Annotated in this window: 19 protein-coding genes and 1 pseudogene; 12 read left to right on the top strand and 8 right to left on the bottom strand. The window is 64.9% G+C overall.

Going from position 1 to position 20,475, the window contains the following annotated elements:
- The 4 genes and pseudogenes from ACMI1Q_RS10540 to ACMI1Q_RS10555 all read left to right on the top strand — a co-directional run.
- Positions 1-495: pseudogene (locus ACMI1Q_RS10540) on the top strand (ferrous iron transporter B); the annotation flags it as partial.
- A complete protein-coding gene (locus ACMI1Q_RS10545; RefSeq protein ID WP_394963927.1) occupies positions 492-674 on the top strand; it encodes a FeoB-associated Cys-rich membrane protein in 183 nt (60 codons plus the stop codon). The pseudogene ACMI1Q_RS10540 and the gene ACMI1Q_RS10545, both read left to right, overlap by 4 nt.
- A 277-nt stretch (positions 675-951) precedes the next feature.
- On the top strand, positions 952-1,503 hold the full coding sequence (locus ACMI1Q_RS10550) for a DUF3793 family protein (RefSeq protein WP_419503727.1): 552 nt from the start codon (positions 952-954) through the stop codon (positions 1,501-1,503).
- A gap of 21 nt (positions 1,504-1,524) precedes the next feature.
- Complete coding sequence (locus ACMI1Q_RS10555) at positions 1,525-1,938, top strand: flavodoxin domain-containing protein (protein ID WP_177522408.1); 414 nt, start codon at positions 1,525-1,527, stop codon at positions 1,936-1,938.
- Between the two features lie 80 nt (positions 1,939-2,018).
- On the opposite strand, the gene ACMI1Q_RS10560 is transcribed toward ACMI1Q_RS10555, so the two are convergent.
- Positions 2,019-3,071, bottom strand: coding sequence for a M42 family metallopeptidase (locus ACMI1Q_RS10560; protein ID WP_419503728.1), 1,053 nt, complete (start codon positions 3,069-3,071; stop codon positions 2,019-2,021).
- Positions 3,072-3,198: 127 nt separating this feature from the next.
- On the opposite strand from ACMI1Q_RS10560, the gene ACMI1Q_RS10565 reads away from it, so the two are divergent.
- The 5 genes from ACMI1Q_RS10565 (at position 3,199) to ACMI1Q_RS10585 (ending at position 7,796) form a co-directional block, all read left to right on the top strand.
- Positions 3,199-3,507: a DUF4176 domain-containing protein gene (locus ACMI1Q_RS10565; protein ID WP_419503729.1), complete on the top strand. Its 309-nt coding sequence runs from the start codon at positions 3,199-3,201 to the stop codon at positions 3,505-3,507.
- Positions 3,508-3,637: 130 nt separating this feature from the next.
- Positions 3,638-4,492, top strand: a complete 855-nt coding sequence (locus tag ACMI1Q_RS10570) for an SAM hydrolase/SAM-dependent halogenase family protein (RefSeq protein WP_419503730.1) — start codon at positions 3,638-3,640, stop codon at positions 4,490-4,492.
- An 89-nt stretch (positions 4,493-4,581) separates the two neighbouring features.
- On the top strand, positions 4,582-5,130 hold the full coding sequence (locus tag ACMI1Q_RS10575; protein WP_330058921.1) for an ECF-type riboflavin transporter substrate-binding protein: 549 nt from the start codon (positions 4,582-4,584) through the stop codon (positions 5,128-5,130).
- 130 nt (positions 5,131-5,260) lie between these two features.
- The gene (locus tag ACMI1Q_RS10580) at positions 5,261-6,973 is read left to right on the top strand and encodes an ABC transporter ATP-binding protein (protein ID WP_419503731.1); all 1,713 of its coding nucleotides are present in this window, start codon (positions 5,261-5,263) and stop codon (positions 6,971-6,973) included.
- A complete protein-coding gene (locus ACMI1Q_RS10585; protein WP_330058919.1) occupies positions 6,963-7,796 on the top strand; it encodes an energy-coupling factor transporter transmembrane component T family protein in 834 nt (277 codons plus the stop codon). Before ACMI1Q_RS10580 ends, ACMI1Q_RS10585 begins: the two co-directional genes overlap by 11 nt.
- Before the next feature lie 63 nt (positions 7,797-7,859).
- Here ACMI1Q_RS10585 and ACMI1Q_RS10590 read toward each other — a convergent pair whose 3' ends face one another.
- From ACMI1Q_RS10590 to ACMI1Q_RS10605, 4 genes are all read right to left on the bottom strand, one after another.
- Entirely contained in the window at positions 7,860-9,509 is a 1,650-nt protein-coding gene (locus ACMI1Q_RS10590; RefSeq protein WP_419503732.1) for a DUF4091 domain-containing protein, read from the bottom strand.
- Between the two features lie 70 nt (positions 9,510-9,579).
- Positions 9,580-11,166 (bottom strand): ABC transporter substrate-binding protein, encoded by a 1,587-nt coding sequence (locus ACMI1Q_RS10595; protein ID WP_419503733.1) that lies wholly within the window; start codon positions 11,164-11,166, stop codon positions 9,580-9,582.
- Positions 11,167-11,230: 64 nt separating this feature from the next.
- Positions 11,231-12,145 (bottom strand): carbohydrate ABC transporter permease, encoded by a 915-nt coding sequence (locus tag ACMI1Q_RS10600; protein ID WP_419503734.1) that lies wholly within the window; start codon positions 12,143-12,145, stop codon positions 11,231-11,233.
- Positions 12,146-12,159: 14 nt separating this feature from the next.
- Positions 12,160-13,086 (bottom strand): ABC transporter permease, encoded by a 927-nt coding sequence (locus ACMI1Q_RS10605; protein ID WP_417024962.1) that lies wholly within the window; start codon positions 13,084-13,086, stop codon positions 12,160-12,162.
- 213 nt (positions 13,087-13,299) lie between these two features.
- Between ACMI1Q_RS10605 and ACMI1Q_RS10610 the strand changes: the two genes are divergently transcribed.
- From ACMI1Q_RS10610 to ACMI1Q_RS10620, 3 genes are read left to right on the top strand one after another with little or no spacing between them, the layout of a single operon-like run.
- Positions 13,300-14,409 carry a response regulator transcription factor gene (locus tag ACMI1Q_RS10610; RefSeq protein ID WP_419503735.1) on the top strand — a complete coding sequence of 370 codons (1,110 nt, stop codon included), beginning with the start codon at positions 13,300-13,302 and terminating at the stop codon, positions 14,407-14,409.
- The gene (locus tag ACMI1Q_RS10615; protein WP_419503736.1) at positions 14,399-16,186 is read left to right on the top strand and encodes a cache domain-containing sensor histidine kinase; all 1,788 of its coding nucleotides are present in this window, start codon (positions 14,399-14,401) and stop codon (positions 16,184-16,186) included. Before ACMI1Q_RS10610 ends, ACMI1Q_RS10615 begins: the two co-directional genes overlap by 11 nt.
- Positions 16,186-17,754: a DUF4091 domain-containing protein gene (locus ACMI1Q_RS10620; RefSeq protein ID WP_419503737.1), complete on the top strand. Its 1,569-nt coding sequence runs from the start codon at positions 16,186-16,188 to the stop codon at positions 17,752-17,754. The genes ACMI1Q_RS10615 and ACMI1Q_RS10620 overlap by 1 nt, the downstream gene beginning before the upstream one ends.
- A gap of 157 nt (positions 17,755-17,911) precedes the next feature.
- Here the strand turns inward: ACMI1Q_RS10620 and ACMI1Q_RS10625 are convergent, their stop codons facing one another.
- The 3 genes from ACMI1Q_RS10625 to ACMI1Q_RS10635 form a co-directional block, all read right to left on the bottom strand.
- Positions 17,912-18,622 carry an alpha/beta fold hydrolase gene (locus tag ACMI1Q_RS10625; protein WP_419503738.1) on the bottom strand — a complete coding sequence of 237 codons (711 nt, stop codon included), beginning with the start codon at positions 18,620-18,622 and terminating at the stop codon, positions 17,912-17,914.
- Between the two features lie 235 nt (positions 18,623-18,857).
- Positions 18,858-20,255: a sulfatase gene (locus ACMI1Q_RS10630; RefSeq protein WP_419503739.1), complete on the bottom strand. Its 1,398-nt coding sequence runs from the start codon at positions 20,253-20,255 to the stop codon at positions 18,858-18,860.
- A 31-nt stretch (positions 20,256-20,286) separates the two neighbouring features.
- On the bottom strand, positions 20,287-20,475 hold a 189-nt coding region (locus tag ACMI1Q_RS10635), incomplete at its 5' end, for a 1,3-beta-galactosyl-N-acetylhexosamine phosphorylase C-terminal domain-containing protein (RefSeq protein ID WP_419503740.1).

The raw sequence follows: 20,475 nt of genomic DNA on the forward strand, positions 1-20,475 counted from the left end.
GTTGGCGTCCTCAGCTGGCAGCTGGCCGCCGCCGCTGTCACCGGCTTCATCGCCAAGGAAAACGTGGTGGGTACTCTGGCTGTCTGCTTTGTGGGTCTTGAGAACCTCATTGACACCGACGAACTGGCCATGCTGGAGGGCTCCGGCGCCCAGGTGGCGGGCATCATCGCCATCACCAAGGTGGCGGCCCTGGCCTATCTGATGTTCAACCTGTACACCCCGCCCTGCTTTGCGGCCATCGGCGCGATGAACAGCGAGATGAAGAGCGCCAAGTGGCTGTGGGCCGGCATCGGCCTGCAGCTGGGCACCGGCTACTCGGTGGGCGTGCTGGTCTACCAGTTCGGCACCCTCATCACCACCGGCTCCTTCGGCGCGGGCGCGGTGCCCGGCCTTGCCGCCGTGGCCGTCTTTGCCGCCATCCTCACCTGGCTGTGCCTGCGGAGCGACCGCTCGCTGGCCAAGGAGTACTCCCTCAAGGGGGTGAGCGCCGCATGATGGCCAACCTCATCGCCGGCGGCATCATCGCCGCCATCGTCCTGGCCGCCGCCTTCTATGTCTACAAGGCGAAAAAGAGCGGCAAAAAGTGCATCGGCTGCCCCGACTCCGGCGGCTGCTCCGGCGGCTGTTCCGGCTGCCAGGGCTGCCACGGCAGCGCGGCGCAGGAGGAGCGCTGAACGAACCGAATCATCCACGCCCGGCCCGCCGGCGGCAAACACGGCGGAGCCGATGGGCATTTTCTCTCCGAAGGGCCCCGCCCGGCCCGAAAAAGACGAACGGCCCCTCGCTCTTTTTCCTTTCCCGGCCGGGCGGGCTGCGGGGCGGGCGCGCGGCCCAAACGCGCGCCTGCCCCGCCTCTTCCCTTCGGCCACGCCGCCCGGCCCGCGGGCCCCGCGGCATTTGTTTTCCATCTTGGTTAGTCATAACTAACCGCCAAATCAGAAAGGAGCCGCCATGTCCGACCAACTGATCGTGCACCACTGCGCCCCCACGCTGGCGGGGCTGAAGGCCGGGAGCCTGTTCTCCTGCCCCTGCCGGGACGCAGGGCAGCTGACCGGCGAACTGCGGAGGCTGAACCGGGCGCTGGCCCCCAAAGGGCTGCGGGTGCTGCCCCTGCAAACGGAGAAGGGGCGGGCGCTGATCTATCTTTACCGGCCCCGGGCGCTGGAGCGGGAGCTGGCGGGCGGCGAGGCCCGCGCCCTGCTAAGAGAGCGGGGCTACGGCGCGGAAGCCGCCTGCCGCTGCCTTGCGCGGCTGGCCCGAAAGCTGCGGGCGGGGGAGGCGTTCCCCCACGAGATCGGGCTGTTTCTGAGCTATCCGCCCCGGGACGTGCGGGGCTTCATCTGCAACGGGGCCTGTCGCCACAAGTGCGCGGGCTGCTGGAAGGTCTACGGCAACGAGGCCGCCGCCCTGCGCACCTTTGAGGCCTGGCGGCGCTGCACCCGCATTTTGGAGGCCCGGCTGGCGCAGGGCTGTCCGCTGGAAAAGCTGGCCGTGGCCGGCTGACGACGAAAGAGAGGTTTCAACATGAATAAGATCGCAGTTGTTTTTTGGAGCGGCACCGGCAACACCGAGGCCATGGCCGCCGCGGTGGCGGAAGGCGCGGGCCCCGGGGCCGAACTGATCCCGGCGGCCGCCTTTGACCCTGCCGCCCTTGCAAACTATGACGCCTTTGCCTTCGGCTGCCCCTCCATGGGAGCGGAACAGCTGGAGGAGAGCGAGTTCGAGCCCATGTTCGCCGCCTGCGAGGCGGGGCTTGCCGGGCGCAGGGTGGGGCTGTTCGGCTCCTACGGCTGGGGCGACGGGGAGTGGATGCGCAGCTGGGAAGAGCGCTGCGCCGCCGCCGGCATCGCCCTGGCCGCCCCCTCGGTCATCTGCTGCGAGGCCCCGGACGGGGACGCCCTCGCCGCCTGCCGCGCCCTGGGCGCGGCCCTGGCCTGAGGGCCGCAAAAACGCTTTTTTCTTCCCCCAAAAGAGGGACCGCCCCGGCATGCTGCCGGGGCGGTCCCTTCGTTTTTTGTTTATGCCAGTTCCAGATAGAGCCCGGCCAGCTTGAGGGTGGCGTTCAGGCCGTCCAGATGGGTGCGCTCCATGCCGTGGGAGGCGTGCACGCCCGGGCCGATGAGCGCGCCCCGGGCGTCCATGCCGGTGCGCCAGGCCGCGCCCACGTCGGAGCCGTAGTGGGGGTAGATGTCCACCGCGTAGTCCACGCCGTTCTCCTTCGCCAGCTGCACCAGACGGCTGACCATGCCGTAGTCGTAGGGGCCGCCGGAGTCCTTGGCGCAGATGGACACCTGATACTCGGTGCAGGAGAGGTCCTCGCCGATGCAGCCCATGTCCACCGCCAGCAGCTCGTCCACCACCGGCAGGGTAGCCCCGCCGTGGCCCACTTCTTCATGGACGGTGAGGGTGAAGTAGCTGTCGAACCGGGGGCGCATCCCGGTGGCGTGCATCCGCCACAAAAGGGTCAAAAGGCAGGCGGAGCTTGCCTTGTCGTCCAGGAAGCGGGACTTCACAAAGCCGCTTTCGGTCACCACGGTCTTGGGGTCATAGCAGACATAGTCGCCGGCGGCGATGCCCAGGGCCTCCACATCCGCCTTGCTGCGCACCTTCTCGTCGATGCGCACCGCCATGTTCTTTTCGTCCCGGGGGCGGGTGGCGGCGTCGTCCTGCACGTGGACCGCGGGGGAGAGGCTGAGCACCGTGCCGGTGTAGACCCTGCCGTCCCGGGTGTAGATGCGGCAGTATTCGCCGTCCAGGGTGGGCATCAGCGGGCCGCCCACCTTCGTCACCATCAGCATGCCGTCGGCGGTGACGGAGCGCACCATCAGGCCCAGGGTGTCCACATGGGCGCACAGGCCCACCGTGCGGCCGGCCTCCCGGCCGGGCACCTTCACCACCAGGTTGCCCTTATTGGTCAGCCAGGCCTCGAAGCCCAGCCCTTCCGCAATATCCTTGGCCAGGGCCGTCGCCTTGTGGGTGAAGCCGCTGGGGCTGTCCTGCCCGAGGAGTTTTTTCAGGGTGTCCAGCAGGAAGGCCTGCTGCTCCTGTTCCAGCATTGTTTCGTCGTTCATTTCCCGTTTCTCCTCCCTCAAGAAAGTTCTGGCTCCATCTTACAAAAAAACACGCCAAAGTGCAAGGGCCGCCGCCTTGCGCCCCCTTTCCGGGGCCTGTATAATGAAAGAAAAGGGGGCGCTTGTGATGTACAAAAATCTTCTGCCCATCGGCTCGGTGGTGCTGCTCAAAGGCGGCGAAAAGCGGCTGATGATCTGCGGGCGCATCCAGACCCGGGCGGGCAGCGACAAGGTCTGCGACTATTCCGCCTGCCTGTATCCCGAGGGCATCACCGGCCCGGCGGGCATGTACTTTTTTGACCGGGAGGCGGTGGAGACGGTGTTCTTCCTCGGTTTTCAGGACAAAGAGGAGCTGGACTGGCGCGCCAATGTGCTGGACACACTGGGCGAGGTGGAAGTGCGGGACGGAAAGATCGTGCGCAAACAGCAGGGGTGAGCGCCGCGCCCCAAAGGCCGAAAAAGCGCGGCGGGGCGCGCTTTTTCCCGCCCCGGCAGTCTTGACAAGCCCGGAGGGAAAAGCGTATACTTAAGTGTAATTTTTGCGTGCAAAAGGACGTGTTGAGAGCATGGAACCGCTGATCCTTCAATCTGACTTCGGCTATGCCGACGGCGCGGTGTGCGCCATGTACGGGGTGGCCCAGGGCGTGTGCCCCGAGCTGCGGGTGTTTGACCTGACCCACGACATCCCCCAGTACGACATCTGGGAGGCCAGCTACCGCCTCATCCAGACGGTGAGCTACTGGCCGAAAAACAGCGTTTTCGTGAGCGTGGTGGACCCGGGCGTGGGCTCCACCCGGCGCAGCATCGCGGTGAAGACCGCCGAGGGCCACTACATCATCACGCCGGACAACGGCACCCTCACCCACATCAAGCGGATGTGCGGCATCGAAGAGGCCCGCATCATCGACGAGAGCGTGAACCGGCTGCCCAACTCCGGCGAGAGCTACACCTTCCACGGCCGTGACATCTATGCCTACACCGGCGCGCGGCTGGCTTCGGGCGTCATCACCTTCGAGCAGGTGGGCCCCCAGGTTCCGGTGGGCAGCGTCATCGAGCTGCCGGTCATCGAGGCAAAGTGCGAGGAGGACGTCATCACCGGCACCATCGACGTGCTGGACGTGCGCTTCGGCTCGCTGTGGACCAACATCCCCCGGGAAATGTTCGCAAAGCTGGGCGTAAAGCACGGCGGCCGGGTGGAGGTGTCCATCGCCAACGACACCCGCACCCTCTACAAGAACATCATGGTCTATGCCAAGAGCTTTGCCGACGTGAACGTGGGCGAGCCGCTGCTCTACGTCAACAGCCTGGACTGTGTGGCCGTTGCCATCAACCAGGGCAGCTTCTCCAAGGCCTACAACATCGGCACCGGCATCAAATGGCGCATCGCCCTGCGCAAAGCGCCCCGCATCGTCTACGAATAAGGCGGTGCATCCCGTTTGATTCTCCGCGGAAGGGACAGGCCCTTCCGCCGGCGGATAGTTTTGTTTTTATAATGTGAGGAGTGTGCAACATGAAAAATTCTTCCATCAAGACCGTGGTCGCGGTGGGCATCGGCGCCGCCCTGTTCTTTGTGCTGGGCCGTTTCGTGGCCATCCCCAGCGGTGTGCCCAACACCAACATCAGCCTGCAGTACGCCATTCTGGGCATGCTGGCCGCCATGTACGGCCCTGTGGCCGGCGGCCTCATCGGCTTCATCGGCCACACCCTGATCGACCTGTCCTGGGGCGGCAGCCCCTGGTGGAGCTGGGTCATCGCCTCCACCCTGGTGGGCGTGATCGTGGGCCTGGTGGCCAAGAAGCTGGCCCTCAGCGAAGGCGACTTCGGCAAGGGCAAGTTCGTTCTGTTCGCCGTGATCAACGTGGTGGCCAACGCCGTCGCCTGGCTGCTGGTGGCCCCCGGCCTGGATATCCTCATCTACGCCGAGCCCGCCGACAAGGTGTTCACCCAGGGCGCCTTTGCCGCCATCGTCAACAGCCTGACCGCCGTGATCGTGGGCGGCCTGCTGGTGGCTGCTTTCTGCAAGACCATCGCCAAGAAGGGCTCGCTGGACAAGGAGTAAGCTCCTTTCTCCGGCACTTCGCCCGTCGGAACGCTTGTGCGGCAAGCCGTTTCGGTGCGTTTTGCATCGGGGGCAGGGCAGTGCCCTGCCCCCGTTTCCTTTGATTTTTGAACTGCGAGGAGCGCTGTCTATGGACCCCATCATTTCCTTCCGGGATTTCACCTTCCAATACCGCGCCCAGGCCCGGCCCACCCTCTACAACATCGACCTGGACATCTATCCCGGCGAAAAGATTTTGATCGCCGGGCCCTCCGGCTCGGGCAAATCCACCCTGGCCAGCTGCATCAACGGGCTCATTCCTTTCAGCTACCCCGGCGAATCCACCGGCACCTTGATGGTGGACGGCAAGCAGGCGAAGAAGGAGAGCATCTTTGCGCTGTCCAAATCGGTGGGCACGGTGCTGCAGGACCCGGACGGCCAGTTCATCGGCCTGACGGTGGCCGAGGACATCGCCTTCGCGCTGGAAAACGACTGCGTGCCCCAGAAGGAGATGCACGCCGCCGTGGCCCGCGCCGCCAAACTGGTGGACGTGGACCATCACCTGGGCTTTGCGCCCCACGAGCTCTCCGGCGGGCAGAAGCAGCGGGTGAGCCTTGCGGGCGTGATGGTGGACGCGGTGAAAATTCTGCTGTTCGACGAGCCGCTGGCAAACCTTGACCCGGCGGCGGGCAAGCAGACCATCGAGCTCATCGACCGCATCCAGAAGGAGACCGACACCACCGTGCTCATCATCGAGCACCGGCTGGAGGACGTGCTCTGGCGCAGCGTGGACCGCATCGTGCTGATGGACGAGGGCCGCATCGCCGCCGACCTGCGCCCCGACGAGCTGCTCTGCTCGCCGCTGCTCACCGAGGCGGGCATCCGGGAACCCCTCTACCTCACCGCGCTGAAATACGCCGGCGTGACCCTCACGCCGGAGAAAAAGCCCGCCCACCCCGACACGCTGGAGCTCACCGAGGCCGACAAGGACGCGGTGCGCGCCTGGTACCACGCGGCCCCCGCCGCCGCCCCCGCTCCCGAGCAGCCGGTGCTGCTGGAGGTGAAGGACCTGCGCTTTGGCTACACCAAGGACCGCACCACCCTGCAAAACATCTCCTTCGCCGTGCGAAAAGGGGAGATGGTGAGCATCGTGGGCCGCAACGGCGCGGGCAAATCCACCCTTTCCAAACTCATCTGCGGGTTTGAGGCCCCCGGCTCCGGCTCCATTCTGCTGGACGGGCGGGACATCACCGGCGACACCATCCGCCAGCGGGCGGGCCGCATCGGCTATGTGATGCAGAACCCGAACCAGATGATCTCCAAGACCATGATCTTCGACGAGGTGGCCCTGGGCCTTGTGCAGAGCGGCCTTGCCCCCGACGAGGTGCGGGCGAAGGTGGAGGACACGCTGAAGATCTGCGGGCTCTACCCCTTCCGCAACTGGCCGGTGAGCGCCTTGAGCTTCGGCCAGAAAAAGCGGGTGACCATCGCCAGCGTGCTGGCCCTGGGCCCGGACGTCATCATTCTGGACGAGCCCACCGCCGGGCAGGACTTCCGCCACTACACCGAAATTATGGAGTTCCTGCGGGGGCTGAACCGGCAGGGGGTGACGGTGCTGATGATCACCCACGACATGCACCTGATGCTGGAATACACCCCCCGGGCGCTGGTGTTCAGCGACGGGCGGCTCATCGCGGACCGCTCCGCCGCCGGGGTGCTGTGCGACCCGGCGCTCATCGAGCGGGCGGCGCTGAAGGAGACCAGCCTGTTCACCCTGGCGAACCGGTGCGGCATCGCGCCGCCGGAGGCCTTCGTCCAGCGGTTCATCGACTTTGACCGGGAGGTGCGCGAGCATGGCTGCTAACACCGTTCTGAACTATCTGCCGCGCAAGAGCTTTGTGCACTCGCTCACCGGCACCACCAAGCTGGCGTTTTTCCTGCTGTTCACCTTCGCCAGCATGATCACCTACGACACCCGGGTGCTCATCGGCCTGATGGTGGTGAGCTTCGCCGCCTTCAAGGCCAGCCGCATCAAGCTGCGGGAAGTGCGCTTCATGCTGGTGTTCATGCTGGTGTTCCTGATTTTGAACAACGTGTTCATCTATCTGTTCAGCCCCGAGCAGGGCGTGGAGATCTATGGCACCCGCCACGTCATCGTCACCCTGTTCTGGCGCTACACCATCACCTGGGAGCAGCTGTTCTACACTTTGAACATCTCGCTGAAGTACTTCGTGGCCCTGCCGGTGGCGATCCTGTTCATCTCCGCCACCGACCCCAGCGAGTTCGCCGCCAGCCTCAACTCCATCGGCGTTTCCTACCGGGTGGGCTACTCGGTGGCCATCGCCCTGCGCTACATCCCCGACATCCAGCGGGACTACCACAGCATCAGCCAGGCCCAGCAGGCCCGCGGCGTGGAACTGGGCAGCAAGGAAAAGCTGAGCGCCCGGCTGAAAAACTCGGTGAACATCCTCTTGCCCCTCATCCTCTCCAGCCTGGCCCGCATCGACACCATCAGCAACGCCATGGAGCTGCGGGGCTTCGGCAAGAAGAAAAAGCGCACCTGGTACGTGCAGCGGCCCTTCACCAGGAACGACTGGCTGGTGCTGGCGCTGGGCGTGGCCCTGCTGGCCGCCAGCCTCGTCATCACCTTCTGGGACGGCGACCGCTTCTTCAACCCCTTCATCTGACAACGTGCGGCAAAAGCGACAGGCGCCGCGGCCCCAAAAGGGCCGCGGCGCCTTTGTTTTGTTTCACAGCCCCAGCCGTTCCTCCACGGCCTGCCACAGCCGGGCGAAGAAGGCTTTGGTCCGGGGATATTCAGTGAAGGTCATCTCGCCGCCTACCTCTTTCAAAAGGTCCAGCGTGGCCGGCCGGCCGATGCGGCTCTCGCACAGGCGCAGCAGCCGCAGGTCCTGCAGGGCGGCCTTGTGGGCCTCGCCCTGCAGCGAGCCCCAGGCGGCGCCGTCGGGGGCGGGGTAGACCAGGAACGCGTCCCCCGAGGGGAAGGCTTCGCCCGCGTCGGTCACCCGGAAGGGGTCGATGGGGCGCACCGAGCGCTGGACGTTGTAGAAGTTGAAGCCCCAGTGCAGAAAGCCCTCCAAATCGTACTGATAGAGCAGCGCGCCCATAATGCGGCAGCGGGTGCTGGGCATGGCCATGAAGCGGTTGGGCACCGCCAGCGCCTGCACCGTGCAGTAATAGGTCCACAGGTGCTGCACGCCGTGGTCCACGAAGGTCTGGATGTGGTCGTTGCAGACCACCGGCTTTTCCACAATACCCTCCCGGTAGATGTCATAGCTGCTGAGGGCGTCGATGACGTGGCAGCCCTCCAGCAGGTCGGCCACTGTGGCCTTGGCGGCGGCGTAGGTCTCCTTTTCGTGGTCGTGGGGCTCGTCCGAAATGTGGAACCACACGTGGTCCAGCCCCACAAGGCCGTCCAGCTCCGCCTTCAGCGCGGGCAGGAAGGCGTGGAGGAATTCGGTGTACTCCCCGCCCACCGCCGGGGTGTGCCAGCCGAAGCGCTTTTCCAGCCCCTGGGGAGTCTGCACCATCACCTTGGGAGCAAACTCCGCCCCCCACTGGGTGAACAGGTGGGCCACCTCGATCTCGGTGATGCCGTGGCGGCGGGCCATCTGTACCCAGCGGCGCAGCTTGTCAAAGCCGAAGCTCCACCGGCCATCCTCAAGGGCCACGTCCACCAGCTGCACGGTGGTGCGCTCGCCGCCTTTGGCAGTGTCCAGCGGCGGGGTGAACACCGGGGTGAGCAGCATGTTGATGCCGTGGTCGGCGGCGCTGGCCATGAAATTGTCCAGGATGCGCCAGTGCTCCTCGCTGAACACCGGCACATGGTAGTAGTCCGCCAGGCAGTCGGCGTGGAACCACTGGGTCTGCAGCAGGGTCTGGGGCGGCAGGGCCGTGTCCAGCACCTCCACCCCGAAGGCAAACTCCGCCAGCTTCTCGCCCTCCGGGCCCAGCACCTCCAGCCGCAGGTCCGCCGGGCCGGGGGCAAGGCGCGCCGCGTCCAGCGAGAACCACAGGCTGCGCCACTGGGCGGGCACCGCCTTGAAGGATTCCTCCCAGCCCGCCGGGCGCAGCAGGTCCGGCAGCAGGCCGGGCCGGGTGGTGAGGTAGTCCTCGTCCCAGGTGCCGTGGCAGGGATAGTCACAGGGCACCAGCTCCACCCGGAAAAGGTCCAGAGCCGCCTTGGCGGAGCCCGTGCACCGCAAAGAAAACAGCGTGGAGGTCTCGCCGAAGTCATCGTTCTGGCAGGTGTAGGCCAGCTGGAAGGCCCAGCGCTGGTTTTTCAGCAGCCGGGGCGCGCCGGGGTCGGCGGCTTCCGGCCTCCGGTCCGGCAGCACCTTTTCCAGGCTGTCGGTGAGGAAAAATTCATAGCTCGTCATAGAAAAACTCCCATCGATGCCAAAACAGGGGAGGCGGGACACGCCCGCCTCCCCCGCTTCAGGGTCAGGTTTATTCCACAGGGTTGTTCTCCAGGAAGGTGAGGGCCTGGGTGTGGAAGGCCTCCTGCAGCGCGGTGATGCCGGCGGCTTCCAGTTTGGTCTTCAGCTTCGCCACATCGCCCTCCGGGTCGTCGGTGAAGCCAAGCTGCAGCAGCTTGTAGTCGGAGTTGTAGATCTCGCTCACGGCGGCGACCTCGTTCTTCACGGCGGAGTCGTCGAACACGAAGGTCAGGTAGCGGCCGCTGCGGGCGGTGGCCTTCCAGTTCTCGGTCAGCTCCTCGGCGTTGGGGATGCCGCCCTCAACGGTGCGCCAGTATTTGTCGTTGCGCACGCCCCAGTTGCAGTTGCTGTCGTAGGCGTAGTTGGTGCTGTCGGGCAGGGACTTCAGGCCATGCTCGCCAACGGCCTCCCAGTGCACGCCTTCGATGCCGTAGCAGAACAGGTTGTGGCAGATCTCGTCGTTGCGCAGGTAGTCCAGAGCCATCAGAGCGCGCTCGGGGTTCTTGGACTTGGAGAAGATGCTCATGCCGTTGGCAAGGTAGGACTGGATGGTGGCGGGGGCGCCGTTCATGGCGTCAAACACGCGCACATCCCACTCGGGATGCTCGGCCTGCAGGGTGGCGTAGAGGCTCTTGGCGGTGTTGATGTTCATCACGGCCAGAGCGGACTTGCCGGCCTGGAAGCTCTCGGTGTTGTTCTGGGTGTTGACCACCGCGTTGCGGCTCCAGAAGCCGCGGTCGCGCCAATCCTTCACCTTGTTCAGGGTGGTCATGAAGATGTCGGTGTCCAGCGTGGTCATCACGTTGGCTTCGGGGTCGTTCGAGCTCACGCAGTTGAGGAGGTTGGTGGGAGGGAGCACGGCGTAGCGGGCGTCGCCCTTGGCGTTGGACTCCACGTTCCAGAAGAGGTCGAACACGAACTGACGGTCATAGTCGGAGCCCACGTCCAGGGGGATCATGGAAGGCTCGTTGTCCACGATGGCCTGCATGTACTCTTCGGCGCCGTCAAAGGTGTCCAGAGATTCGATGCCGTATTTGTCCATCAGGTCGCCGCGGGCCATCCAGACGTAGGCGGTGAGCTCCTGATAGTTCATGGGCAGCATGTAGACCTTGCCGTCCACCTTGGCCTGCTCCCAGGCTTCGGGATACATGCTCTCGGCGGTCATGGGGGCGTAGGTCTGGAGCGCTTCGGGGGTGATCTCCCAGAAGCCCTGCTTGGTGGCCTGGGCGTTGTAGAAGCACCAGTCGGCGGTGAAGATGATGTCCCAGTCCTCGCCGGAGGCGAAGATCAGCGGGTATTTCTGTTCATACTCGCTCCAGCTCATGAACTTCACGTCGATGGTGGCGTTGATCTCTTCCTTCAGGCGCTCGTTGATCTTCTCGAACACCAGATCGTTGTCCACCGGGCGGTCGCCGATAAGGTACATGGTGAGGGTGACTTCCTCGGAGATGTCCGGGCCGGCGGCGGGCTCGGAGCCGGACGTGCTGGCGGGGGTCGCCGCGGAGCCGGAAGTGCCCGTGCCGCCGCAGCCTGCGAACGCGGTCAGCACCAGCGCCAGGGCCAGAACGAGGGCCAGCAGTTTCGCTGATTTTTTCATGGTTTTTCCTCCTTATAAGTGAATTATACACTGCCGTGTGCCAACTGCGCACGGCTTGCTACCGTCAGCCTTTCACGGCGCCGATGGTGACGCCCTTGACGAAATACTTTTGCAGGAAGGGGTAGAGCAGGATGATGGGGCCGGTGGCCACCACCGTCATGGCCAGCTTCATGGGCTCGCTGGGCACCTCGCTCATGGGCAGGCCGCTGCGGGCGGCCGCCTGGGCGATGGCCTGGGCCTTGGTGAGGATGTTGTTCAGGTAGTACTGCAAAGGATACAGGTCGCTGCGCCCTTCGTCCAAAAACAGCATCGCGTCGTACCAGTCGTTCCAGTAGTTCAGGGCGATGAACAGGCCCACCGTTGCAAGGCCGGCTTTGCAAAGCGGCATGGCCACCCGCAGGTAGATGGTGAAGTCGCCCGCGCCGTCCAGCCGGGCGGATTCATACAGCGCCTCCGGGATGCCCGCCATGTAGCTTTTCAGGATGAGCAGGTAGGTCACGTTGATGAGGATGGGCAGGATGAGGGCGATGATGCTGTTGTGGAAGTGCAGGTACTTGGTGTTGAAGATGTACCAGGGCACAAGGCCGCCGCCGAAGATGGAGGTGAAGTAGAAGAAGAAGGACATCTGATAGCGGTAGCGGAAGGTGCTGCTGGCCAGCACATAGGCCGCCATGCTGGTGAACAAAAGACCCAGGAAGGTGCCGGTGACGGTGACGAAGATGGTCACGCCGTAGGCCCGCAGCAAGTCGCCCGGGATTTTGAACAGGGTCTGGTAGGCCTCCAGCGAGAAGGTCTCGGGGATGAGCCGGTAGCCGTGGGTGAGGATGGAGGCCTGGTCGGAGAAGGAGCCGCTGATCACCAGCCAGAAGGGCAGCAGGCAGAAGAGAGAGAGCACCGTCAGCACGGCCACCGAGAGCACGTCAAAGGCAACGCGGTCCCGCCCCACGGGCTTTTTGCCGGTTTTGGTCTTGCTTGCCATGAGACCGCCTCCTTTCAGAACAGTGCGTAGTCAGGCTCCACCTTTTTCACCAGCTTGTTGGCCAAAAGCACCAAGAGGAAGGAGAAGGTGGACTGATACAGGCCCGCGGCGCTGGTCATGCCGAACTCCTGCAGTTGCAGCAGCGAGCGGGTGACGTAGGTGTCGATGACGTCGGTGACCTCCAGCACCATGGGGTTGTTGCCGGTGACCTGCCAGAACATCTGGAAGTCGCCCTTCATGATGGTGCCGATGGCCAGCAGGAACAGGATGACCACCGTGGGCCGGATGCCCGGCAGGGTGATGTGGCGTATCTTCTGCCACATGTTGGCGCCGTCCAGGTCGGCGGCTTCGTAGAGCTGGCCGTCGATGTTCATGATGCTGGCCAGATACATCACCGTGCCGTAGCCCACGTTCTTGAAGGCGCTCACCGCAATGAGGATGAAGGGCCACACCACCTTGTTGGAGTAGATGTCCACCGGGTCCAGGCCCAGCGAGCGCAGCAGGGTGTTCACCGCGCCGAACTCGTAGTTGAACATGTTGTAGATGAAGGCCCCCACCACGACCCAGGAGATGAAGTAGGGGAAGAACATCACCGACTGGGTGATCCGCTTGAACCACTTGCCCGCCAGCTCCGAGAGAAGGATGGCGCAGGTGATCTGCAAAAAGGTGTTGACGCAGAGGAACGCCAGGTTGTAGAGGATGGTGTTGCGGGTGACGCTCCACGCCTTGCCCGACTGGAAGAAGTACTCGAAGTTCTTGAAGGCCACCCACGGGCTGCCGAAGATGCCGTCGTGGTAGTTGTACTCCTTGAAGGCCAGCACGATGCCGCCCATGGGGATGTAGCACATCAGGATGACCACGATGGCCGCCGGCAGCAGCATGAGCCACTTGACCCGGTTCTCTTTCAGGTCCCGGAGGAAGGGATGTTTGCCGTGTTTCATCTGACCGGCCTCCTTTGTGCGTTGTTTTTTGTCCACTACCATCGTAACAGAGCCGCCGGGGCAAAACAACGGGAGCCGATTATGATAAGAGGGAAAAATTATGGTATTTCAAAAAAATTTCATCTTTTGCATGAAAATCCATTGAAGCGTCATAAAATTCAGTCTATATTATAGTAGGAATCAACAAAAAGCGAAGAAAGCGAGGGGAGCGCCGTGCGGTTTTCGGTGCTTGTGGCGGACGACGAAAAGATGCCCCGGGAAATTCTGCGGGACCGTCTGCCCTGGGAAGAGCTGGGCGTGGAGCGGGTGGACGCGGCCTCGGACGGGGCCGAAGCGCTGGAGCTGGCGCGGCAGCACCGGCCGGACATCATCATCAGCGACGTGAAGATGCCCCGGATGAACGGCCTGGAACTGGCGGGCGCGGTGCGGGAGATGTATCCCGAGTGCCAGTTCATCTTCCTCAGCGGCTACACCGACAAGGAATACCTCAAAGGGGCCATCAAGCTGCGGGCCGCCAGCTATGTGGAAAAGCCCATCGACCTGGAGGAGGTGGCCGAGGTGCTGCGCCAGGTCATCGCCGAGCTGAAAAAAAGCCGCCGGCCGGACCCGGCGCTCGTGTTCTACCGCGGGGAGGACGGCGACCTCTCCACCCCCGGCAACGGCGAGGTGTACGTCTATGACAAGGCGCAGTTCGCGGCGCTGGGCAACCTCATCCGCCACAAGCGCAAGGCCGAGGCCATGGACCTGGCGGGCAGCATCTACCGGGACATCCGCCGCTGCGAGGGCACCCGGCCGGAGGTGGTGCGCAACATCTACTGCCAGATCGTGTTCGCCCTGCTCTCGGCGGCGGAGAGCCGCAACATCACCGCCGTCACCGCCCAGGGGGACTATTTGCTCTACACCGCCGCCAAGCAGCCCACCCTGCGGCAGCTGTGGCAGGCGCTCACCGACGGGATGCAGACCTATTTCCAGGCGGTGGAGAGCAACGCCCAGGACCTGGTGACCCGGGTGGACGGGTATCTGGCCGCCCATCTGGCGGACAGCGACTTCACCGTGCAGGCCATGGCCTCGGACCTGGGGTTCGTACATACCTATCTTTGCAGCGCCTACAAAAAGAACAGCGGGCGCACCGTGAACCAGAAGCTCACCGAACTGCGGATGGAGCGGGCCAAGGCCCTGCTGGCAGACCCCTCCCGCAAGCTGTATGAGGTGGCTCACGCGGTGGGCTACGCCGACGGCAAATACTTTGTAAAACTGTTCACCAAGGAAGTGGGCATCCCGCCCCGCCTTTACCGGGAGAACCTTTGCTGCCATGAAGAATAAACTGCGCGCCTTCGGGCGCAGCCTGCTGCTGGACGTGGGCCTGCGGGGCAAACTGCTGTGCATCTTTTTTCTGCTTCTGGTGCTGCCGCTGGGGGCCTTCACCCTCTATGCCTTCCACCGCATCAACACCGTCATCGAGGAGCAGACCTACTCCGCCGCCCAGAAGGCCTTTGAGGACACCCACACCGCCGTGGAGGACCTGCTGGGCCGGCTGACCCAGGTGGCGGACATCCTCACCATGGACCCCTCCCTCTACGCTCTGGCGGCCAGCGACCCCGCCGGCACCAGCTACATCCAGCGCCTGGAGGACCGGGACCGCATCTCCACCACCTTCACCTACCTGCGCTCCATGTCCGGGGTGGACCGGGTGCGGCTGTATGTGAGCAACGACTACCTCTACACCAACTCCGCCGACATCGTCTCGCTGGACTCGGTGCGCAGCAGCGCCTGGTTTTCCGCCTTTGAGAGCGGCAGCGCCGTGGGCTGGTTCGGCCCCGCCGACTTTGCCGACCAGCCGGAGGGCGAGCGGGACTGGTACTCGCTTGTGCGCCTCGTCTACGATCCCAGCCACGTGCAGCAGCCCCTGGCCATCCTGCGGGTGGACGTCGCCGCCGGCCGGGTGGACGCGGCGGTGAGCCGCAGCACCATCACCCAGAACGGCACGGTGCTGCTTTTGAACGGCGCCGAGGTGCTCAGCGCCTCCTCCCCCGAGCGGGCGGCCCAGCTCAGCGGCTCGCTGCCGGCTTCCTCCGCCGGGTGGGTGGAGGCGGACACGACCCAGGGGCCCTTCCGCGTGCAGTCGGTGGTGCTGGAGGACTGCGGCTGGACCCTGGCCGCCGCCCTGCCCCGGGACGACATCTTCCGCACCAGCCGTCAGCTGCGCATGGAGATGCTGGCGGTGGTGGTGCTGCTGGCGGCGGCGTCCTACTTTCTGGCCTACCGGCTCAGCCAGTCCATCACCCGGCGGCTCTATCTGCTCAACGACACCATGCACGCCGTGGAGCTGGGGGACGTGTCCGCCCGGGTGGCGCCCCAGGGCCGGGACGAGATCGGCCAGCTGATGGGCAGCTTCAGCAACATGATGGGCCGCATCGACACCCTGATGGACGAAAAGCTGGAACAGGGCCAGCAGATCAAAGCCCTGGAACTGAAGGCCCTGCAGGCCCAGATCAACCCCCACTTCCTCTACAACTCCCTGGACCTCATCAACTGCACCGCCATCGCCCACAATGTGCCGGAGATAAGCCGCATGGTGAACGCCCTGGCCCGGTTCTACCGCCTGTCCCTGAGCCGGGGCAAGGAGGTCATCCCCCTGGCGGACGAGCTCAAGCACGCCCGGCTCTATGTGGAGATACAGAACATGCGCTTTGAGGACCGGGTGCGCACCGAATGGGACGTGGAGCCGGGGGTGGAGCAGTGCCCCATCATCAAAATCGTCTTGCAGCCCATCATCGAGAACGCCATCATCCACGGCATCTTTGAAAAGCCGGACAAGACCGGCCGCCTGCGCATCGCCGCCTTCCGGCAGGGGCAGGACCTGGTCATCACCGTGGAGGACGACGGCGTGGGCATGGACGAGGAGACCCGTCTGGCCAACTTTTCCGCCAGCGCCTCCAGCGCCAACACCAAGGGCGGCTACGGGGTGCGCAACATCAACGAGCGGCTGCATCTGGCCTACGGGGCGGAGTACGGCCTTTCCTGTGAGAGCGAACTTGGCCGGGGCACCCGGGTGACCATCCGCATCCCGGCCGCGGAAGAAACGGAGGAACGAACGTAATGGACTTCTGCGTATACGACGACTGCACCTGGCTTTATCCCGACAGCCCCCTCGCCGGCCCGCAGGCGGCAAGGCTGGACGCGCCCCGTGGCGGCCACGCCGCCTTTCAGCTGCTGGTGGACAAAGGCGGGGAGTGCCGCCTCACCTTCCACTGGAAGACCCCCGGCGGGCCGCCGGTGAGCCTTTACCGCCTTGTGCCGGTGGGGGTGAACGAGAACACCGCCCCCACCCTGATGACCACCACCGACTACGCCGCCTGCCGGGACTATGTGACCCGCGCCGCGCCCTTTGAGGTGTACGACGCGATGGCTCCCTGCGCCTTCGGCGAAGCCGTGCCGGGGCCGGCCTTCTACCTCTGCGCGGAGCCGGCCCACCGCCAGGTGCCGGGGCTTTATTCCGGCGAGCTGACGATAGAGCGGGAAGGGGAGCGGGCGGTGTGCCCGGTGGAGTGCCGGGTGTACGCCGCCCGGGTGCCCGCCGCCGGCGAGGGCGTTTTCAGCATGCTCAACTTCTTCTGCTACGAGAACATCGCCGCCCAGCACGGGGCCGCCGAGGGCAGCCGGGAGTGGCGGCGGCTGATGCGCCGCTACATCCGGGCCCAGCTGGACATGCGCTGCACCCATATCCTGCTGCCCTCGGGCCGGCCGCTGACGGAGGACGGGCGGCTCGTGGGGTTCGATTTCTCCCTGGCGGAGGAGGTGGGCCGCATCGCCCTGGAAGAGGGCGCGCCGAAGCTGTGCGGCGGACATGTGGCCCACTGGCACGAGTGGACCGACCCGGAGTATTACCCCTTCTGGGACCAGGAGCTGCCCCTTTCCGGGGAGGAGGGATATTTTCAGCTGAGGATGTACTTTTCCCAGTGGGCGCGGGTGATAAACAAAAACGGCTGGCACAAACGGATGACCCAGGCGCTGGCGGACGAGCCCCAGGTGCACAACGCCGTGGGCTACCGGATGCTGGCGGCGGTGTGCCGCAAGTTTCTGCCCGGCGTGCCCATCCTGGACGCGGTGGAGACCACGAATCTCGGCGGCGGGGTGGACGTCTGGGTGCCCAAGCTGGACACCTGGGAAAAGCACGAACAGGCCTTCCGCCGTCTGCAGGCGGCGGGGGAGGAGATGTGGTTCTACACCTGCGCCTTCCCCGCGGGGCGGGCGGTGAACCGCTCCATGGACCTGCCCCTCACCGTCAGCCGGGGGCTGCTGTGGCTGGCCGCCCGGGAAAAGTTCAGCGGCTACCTCCACTGGGGCTTCAACTACTACATCGGCCCGGACATCTGGCACAGCGCCTGCTGCCCCCACAAGGGCGCGCTGCTGCCCGCCGGGGACGCCCACATCGTCTACCCCGGCCCCGACGGCCCCTGGCGCAGCCTGCGCTTTGAGGCCCAGCGGGGCGGCGCGGAGGACTGCGAGCTGCTGCGCCTTCTGCAGCGGACGGACCCCGGGGCGGTGAAGGCCCTGACAAAAGAGGTGTGCGCCTCCTCCACCGCCTACACCGCCGACGGCGGGGCGCTGCTGGCCGCCCGCCGCCGCCTTCTGGAAAAGCTGGAGGGTGAAACGGCCGCCTGCTGACGGCGCTTTTCCCCGAAAAACAGAATGCGCGGTTTTCTTTTCTTGCGGTCCCGGGCCTTTCCCCACACGGAAGAAAAAGAGCGTCCCGATGCCCAAAGGCATCGGGACGCTCTTTTTGTCTGTTTTGACGGGCCGCGCCGCCGGGAGACCGGCCCCCTCAGCCCGCCCGGGCCAGGAACTCCCCGATGACCGCCACGGTCTGCGCCTGTTGTTCCTCCGCGGAGATGGCGGCGGGCAGGTCCCCTTTCTGGGGGCCGTAGTTGCCGAACTGGGCATGGTTGCCGCCCTCGATCTCCACGATGTTCTCGGTGTAGTTGATGTGGTCCTCCACGCTCTGGTTCAGCGAGCCGTAGACGGTGAGGGTCTTTTCGTCGGGATAGTCCCCGTAGATGTAGGCCCCCAGCAAGATCAGGCCCTCCACCTCCTCCGGGTGCTTTGAGGCAAAATCCGAGGCCATGGCCCCGCCCATGGAATGGCCCGCCACATACCAGTGCTCTATCTGCGGGAACAGGGGGAACACATCCTGGGCCGCGCCGGGGTCAAAGATGGCCATGTTGAAGGGCATGTGCACCAGCACGCAGGTAACGCCGGTCTGGCGGATGCGGTCCAGCAGGGGCAGATACGCCTCGGCCTCCACCTTTGCGCCGGGATAAAAGACGATGCCGGTGTCGGAGGGCACCGAGGGCGACAGGATGGTGAAGTCCCCCTCCACCGTGATACCCGTCCCCCGGGCCATCACCTCCAGCGCCACATCTTCCGCCCGGTAATAGTCCGACACATACCAGAAAAAGGCCCCCGCGCACAGCGCGGCCACCGCCGCCGCGACGCCCGCCGCCGCCAGCAGCTTTTTTCGGACCGAGTGTTTCATGCGTCCATCCCCCTCATCCTGTTATATGCCGCCGCTGCGGCATTGCGTGCAAAGTCCATAACAGCCGTTTTGCCGCTATTATACCACACCTTTGGCGGCCGCGGCAGCCCGGACGCGCCCCAAAGCAGGACCGGCCCGCCAAACAACGGCAGAACGCCCCCGGCCGGCGGCCGGGGGCGTTCTGCAAAAGATGTCTGCGTTCGGTTTTTATGGAGGAAGTTTTTTTACCGTCCGCTCATTTGAAATCCGGGTTGGGCGTCGGGAACGCCGCGTCGCAGTCCCGCAGCCAGTCGGCCAGCATGCCGTGGAAGCGCTCCACCAGGTCCGGGTGCCGGGCCGCCACGTCCTTCTTTTCGGCCACGTCGGTCTCCAGGTCGAACAGATGGCGGCTGTTGTCCTCATAGAACTCGATGTACTTCCACCGGCCGCTGCGCAGGGAGGAGCCGGGCGTGCCGCCCTGGTTGCCGTAGTGGGGATAGTGCCAGTAAACGGCCTCCCGGTCCAGGCTGTCCTCTTTGCCCAGCAGCAGCCCGGCAAGGCTCACGCCGTCCACATGCTGCTGCGGCTGCAGCGGCAGGCCCGCCAGCTCCAGCAGGGTGGGGTAGAAGTCCGGGCTGGTGGTGATCTCGTGGCTCACCGCCCCCGCCGGGATATGGCCGGGCCACACCACGGCCAGCGGCTCCCGCACGGCGCCCTCGTACATCCAGCCCTTGCCCTCCGAAAGAGGGTAGTTGCAGGTGGGGGAGCCCTCGGCGGTGGCAAGGCCGCCGTTGTCGGAGGTGAAGATGACGATGGTGTCCTCTTCCAGGCCCTCCTGGCGCAGGGTCTCCACCAGCTGGCCCACCGTCTGATCCATGGAATAGATCATGGCGGCGTACACCGGGTCGGACTGGATGGTGCGCCGCACCACCCGCTGGTCCTTTTTGGCCTCGATGGGGAAGTGCTCGCCCACCTCGAAGGGGTCCAGCTTGTCCAGGCCCATCTTCCGGCTCTTTTCCTCAAAATAGGCCACCAGGTCCGCCGGCGCCTGCATGGGCGCGTGGACGGCGTAGTGCCAGAAATTCAGGAAGAAGGGCTTTGTCTTGTCCCGCTCGCGGATGAGGCGCACCGCCTCGCTGCCCAGCCGCTGGGTGAGGTACTCGCCCTCCGGTCCGTCGGTGAGGGTCTCCATCTGATAGGGGCTGAAATAGCCGTGGGCGGGGTGGCCCCAGAAGCAGCCGCCGATGTTCACGTCAAAGCCGTGCTTTTCCGGGTAGGTCTCGTTTTTGCCCAGATGCCACTTGCCCAGGTGCCAGGTCTGGTACCCGGCGTCCTTCAGGCTGGCGGCCAGGGAGTGCTCTGTCAGCGGCAGCCCCTTGATGTAGGGCGCGTCGATCAGCTTGCCCTTGCAGGGGTGGTAGTTCCCGTGGTCGATCCAGTCGGTAAGGTGCAGCCGGGCCGGGTATTTGCCCGAGAGGATGCTCGCCCGGCTGGGCGAGCAGACGGGGCAGGCGGCGTAGGCATTGTCGAAAGACATGCCCCGCTGGAACAGCCGGTCGATGTTGGGCGTCTCGTAGAATTTGCTGCCCTGGCAGGACAGGTCCATCCAGCCCAGGTCGTCCAGCAGGATCATAACGATGTTAGGATGTGCCATTTGTTTCTCCTCTTCCCGTTGGCGGCGGGGCTCAGATCTCGTACCAGCGGATCTCGTTGGCCGCCATGTCCAGCTCGAAGCTGGCGCCGTCGCCGGTGTAGACGGTGGTGTGCTGCGGCTCGTAGGTGTTGTTCACCACGCAGTACTTGCCGTTCTTCACATAGGCGTGCACTTCCACGTTGTAGTTGGAGCTGAACCACTTGTGCAGCTCCTCCTCGCT

This window comes from Candidatus Allofournierella excrementavium, assembly GCF_048526665.1.
GTDB classification, from domain to species: domain Bacteria; phylum Bacillota; class Clostridia; order Oscillospirales; family Ruminococcaceae; genus Allofournierella_A; species Allofournierella_A excrementavium.

Bases quoted from the DNA above. Each gene is read 5' to 3' on its own strand.
- ACMI1Q_RS10550 (WP_419503727.1), top strand. From the start codon at position 952: ATGTCCGACCAACTGATCGTGCACCACTGCGCCCCCACGCTGGCGGGG.
- ACMI1Q_RS10630 (WP_419503739.1), bottom strand. From the start codon at position 20,255: ATGGCACATCCTAACATCGTTATGATCCTGCTGGACGACCTGGGCTGG.
- ACMI1Q_RS10580 (WP_419503731.1), top strand. From the start codon at position 5,261: ATGGACCCCATCATTTCCTTCCGGGATTTCACCTTCCAATACCGCGCC.
- ACMI1Q_RS10605 (WP_417024962.1), bottom strand. From the start codon at position 13,086: ATGAAACACGGCAAACATCCCTTCCTCCGGGACCTGAAAGAGAACCGG.
- ACMI1Q_RS10560 (WP_419503728.1), bottom strand. From the start codon at position 3,071: ATGAACGACGAAACAATGCTGGAACAGGAGCAGCAGGCCTTCCTGCTG.
- ACMI1Q_RS10585 (WP_330058919.1), top strand. From the start codon at position 6,963: ATGGCTGCTAACACCGTTCTGAACTATCTGCCGCGCAAGAGCTTTGTG.
- ACMI1Q_RS10545 (WP_394963927.1), top strand. From the start codon at position 492: ATGATGGCCAACCTCATCGCCGGCGGCATCATCGCCGCCATCGTCCTG.
- ACMI1Q_RS10570 (WP_419503730.1), top strand. From the start codon at position 3,638: ATGGAACCGCTGATCCTTCAATCTGACTTCGGCTATGCCGACGGCGCG.
- ACMI1Q_RS10590 (WP_419503732.1), bottom strand. From the start codon at position 9,509: ATGACGAGCTATGAATTTTTCCTCACCGACAGCCTGGAAAAGGTGCTG.
- ACMI1Q_RS10555 (WP_177522408.1), top strand. From the start codon at position 1,525: ATGAATAAGATCGCAGTTGTTTTTTGGAGCGGCACCGGCAACACCGAG.
- ACMI1Q_RS10575 (WP_330058921.1), top strand. From the start codon at position 4,582: ATGAAAAATTCTTCCATCAAGACCGTGGTCGCGGTGGGCATCGGCGCC.
- ACMI1Q_RS10595 (WP_419503733.1), bottom strand. From the start codon at position 11,166: ATGAAAAAATCAGCGAAACTGCTGGCCCTCGTTCTGGCCCTGGCGCTG.
- ACMI1Q_RS10625 (WP_419503738.1), bottom strand. From the start codon at position 18,622: ATGAAACACTCGGTCCGAAAAAAGCTGCTGGCGGCGGCGGGCGTCGCG.
- ACMI1Q_RS10615 (WP_419503736.1), top strand. From the start codon at position 14,399: ATGAAGAATAAACTGCGCGCCTTCGGGCGCAGCCTGCTGCTGGACGTG.
- ACMI1Q_RS10600 (WP_419503734.1), bottom strand. From the start codon at position 12,145: ATGGCAAGCAAGACCAAAACCGGCAAAAAGCCCGTGGGGCGGGACCGC.
- ACMI1Q_RS10565 (WP_419503729.1), top strand. From the start codon at position 3,199: ATGTACAAAAATCTTCTGCCCATCGGCTCGGTGGTGCTGCTCAAAGGC.
- ACMI1Q_RS10620 (WP_419503737.1), top strand. From the start codon at position 16,186: ATGGACTTCTGCGTATACGACGACTGCACCTGGCTTTATCCCGACAGC.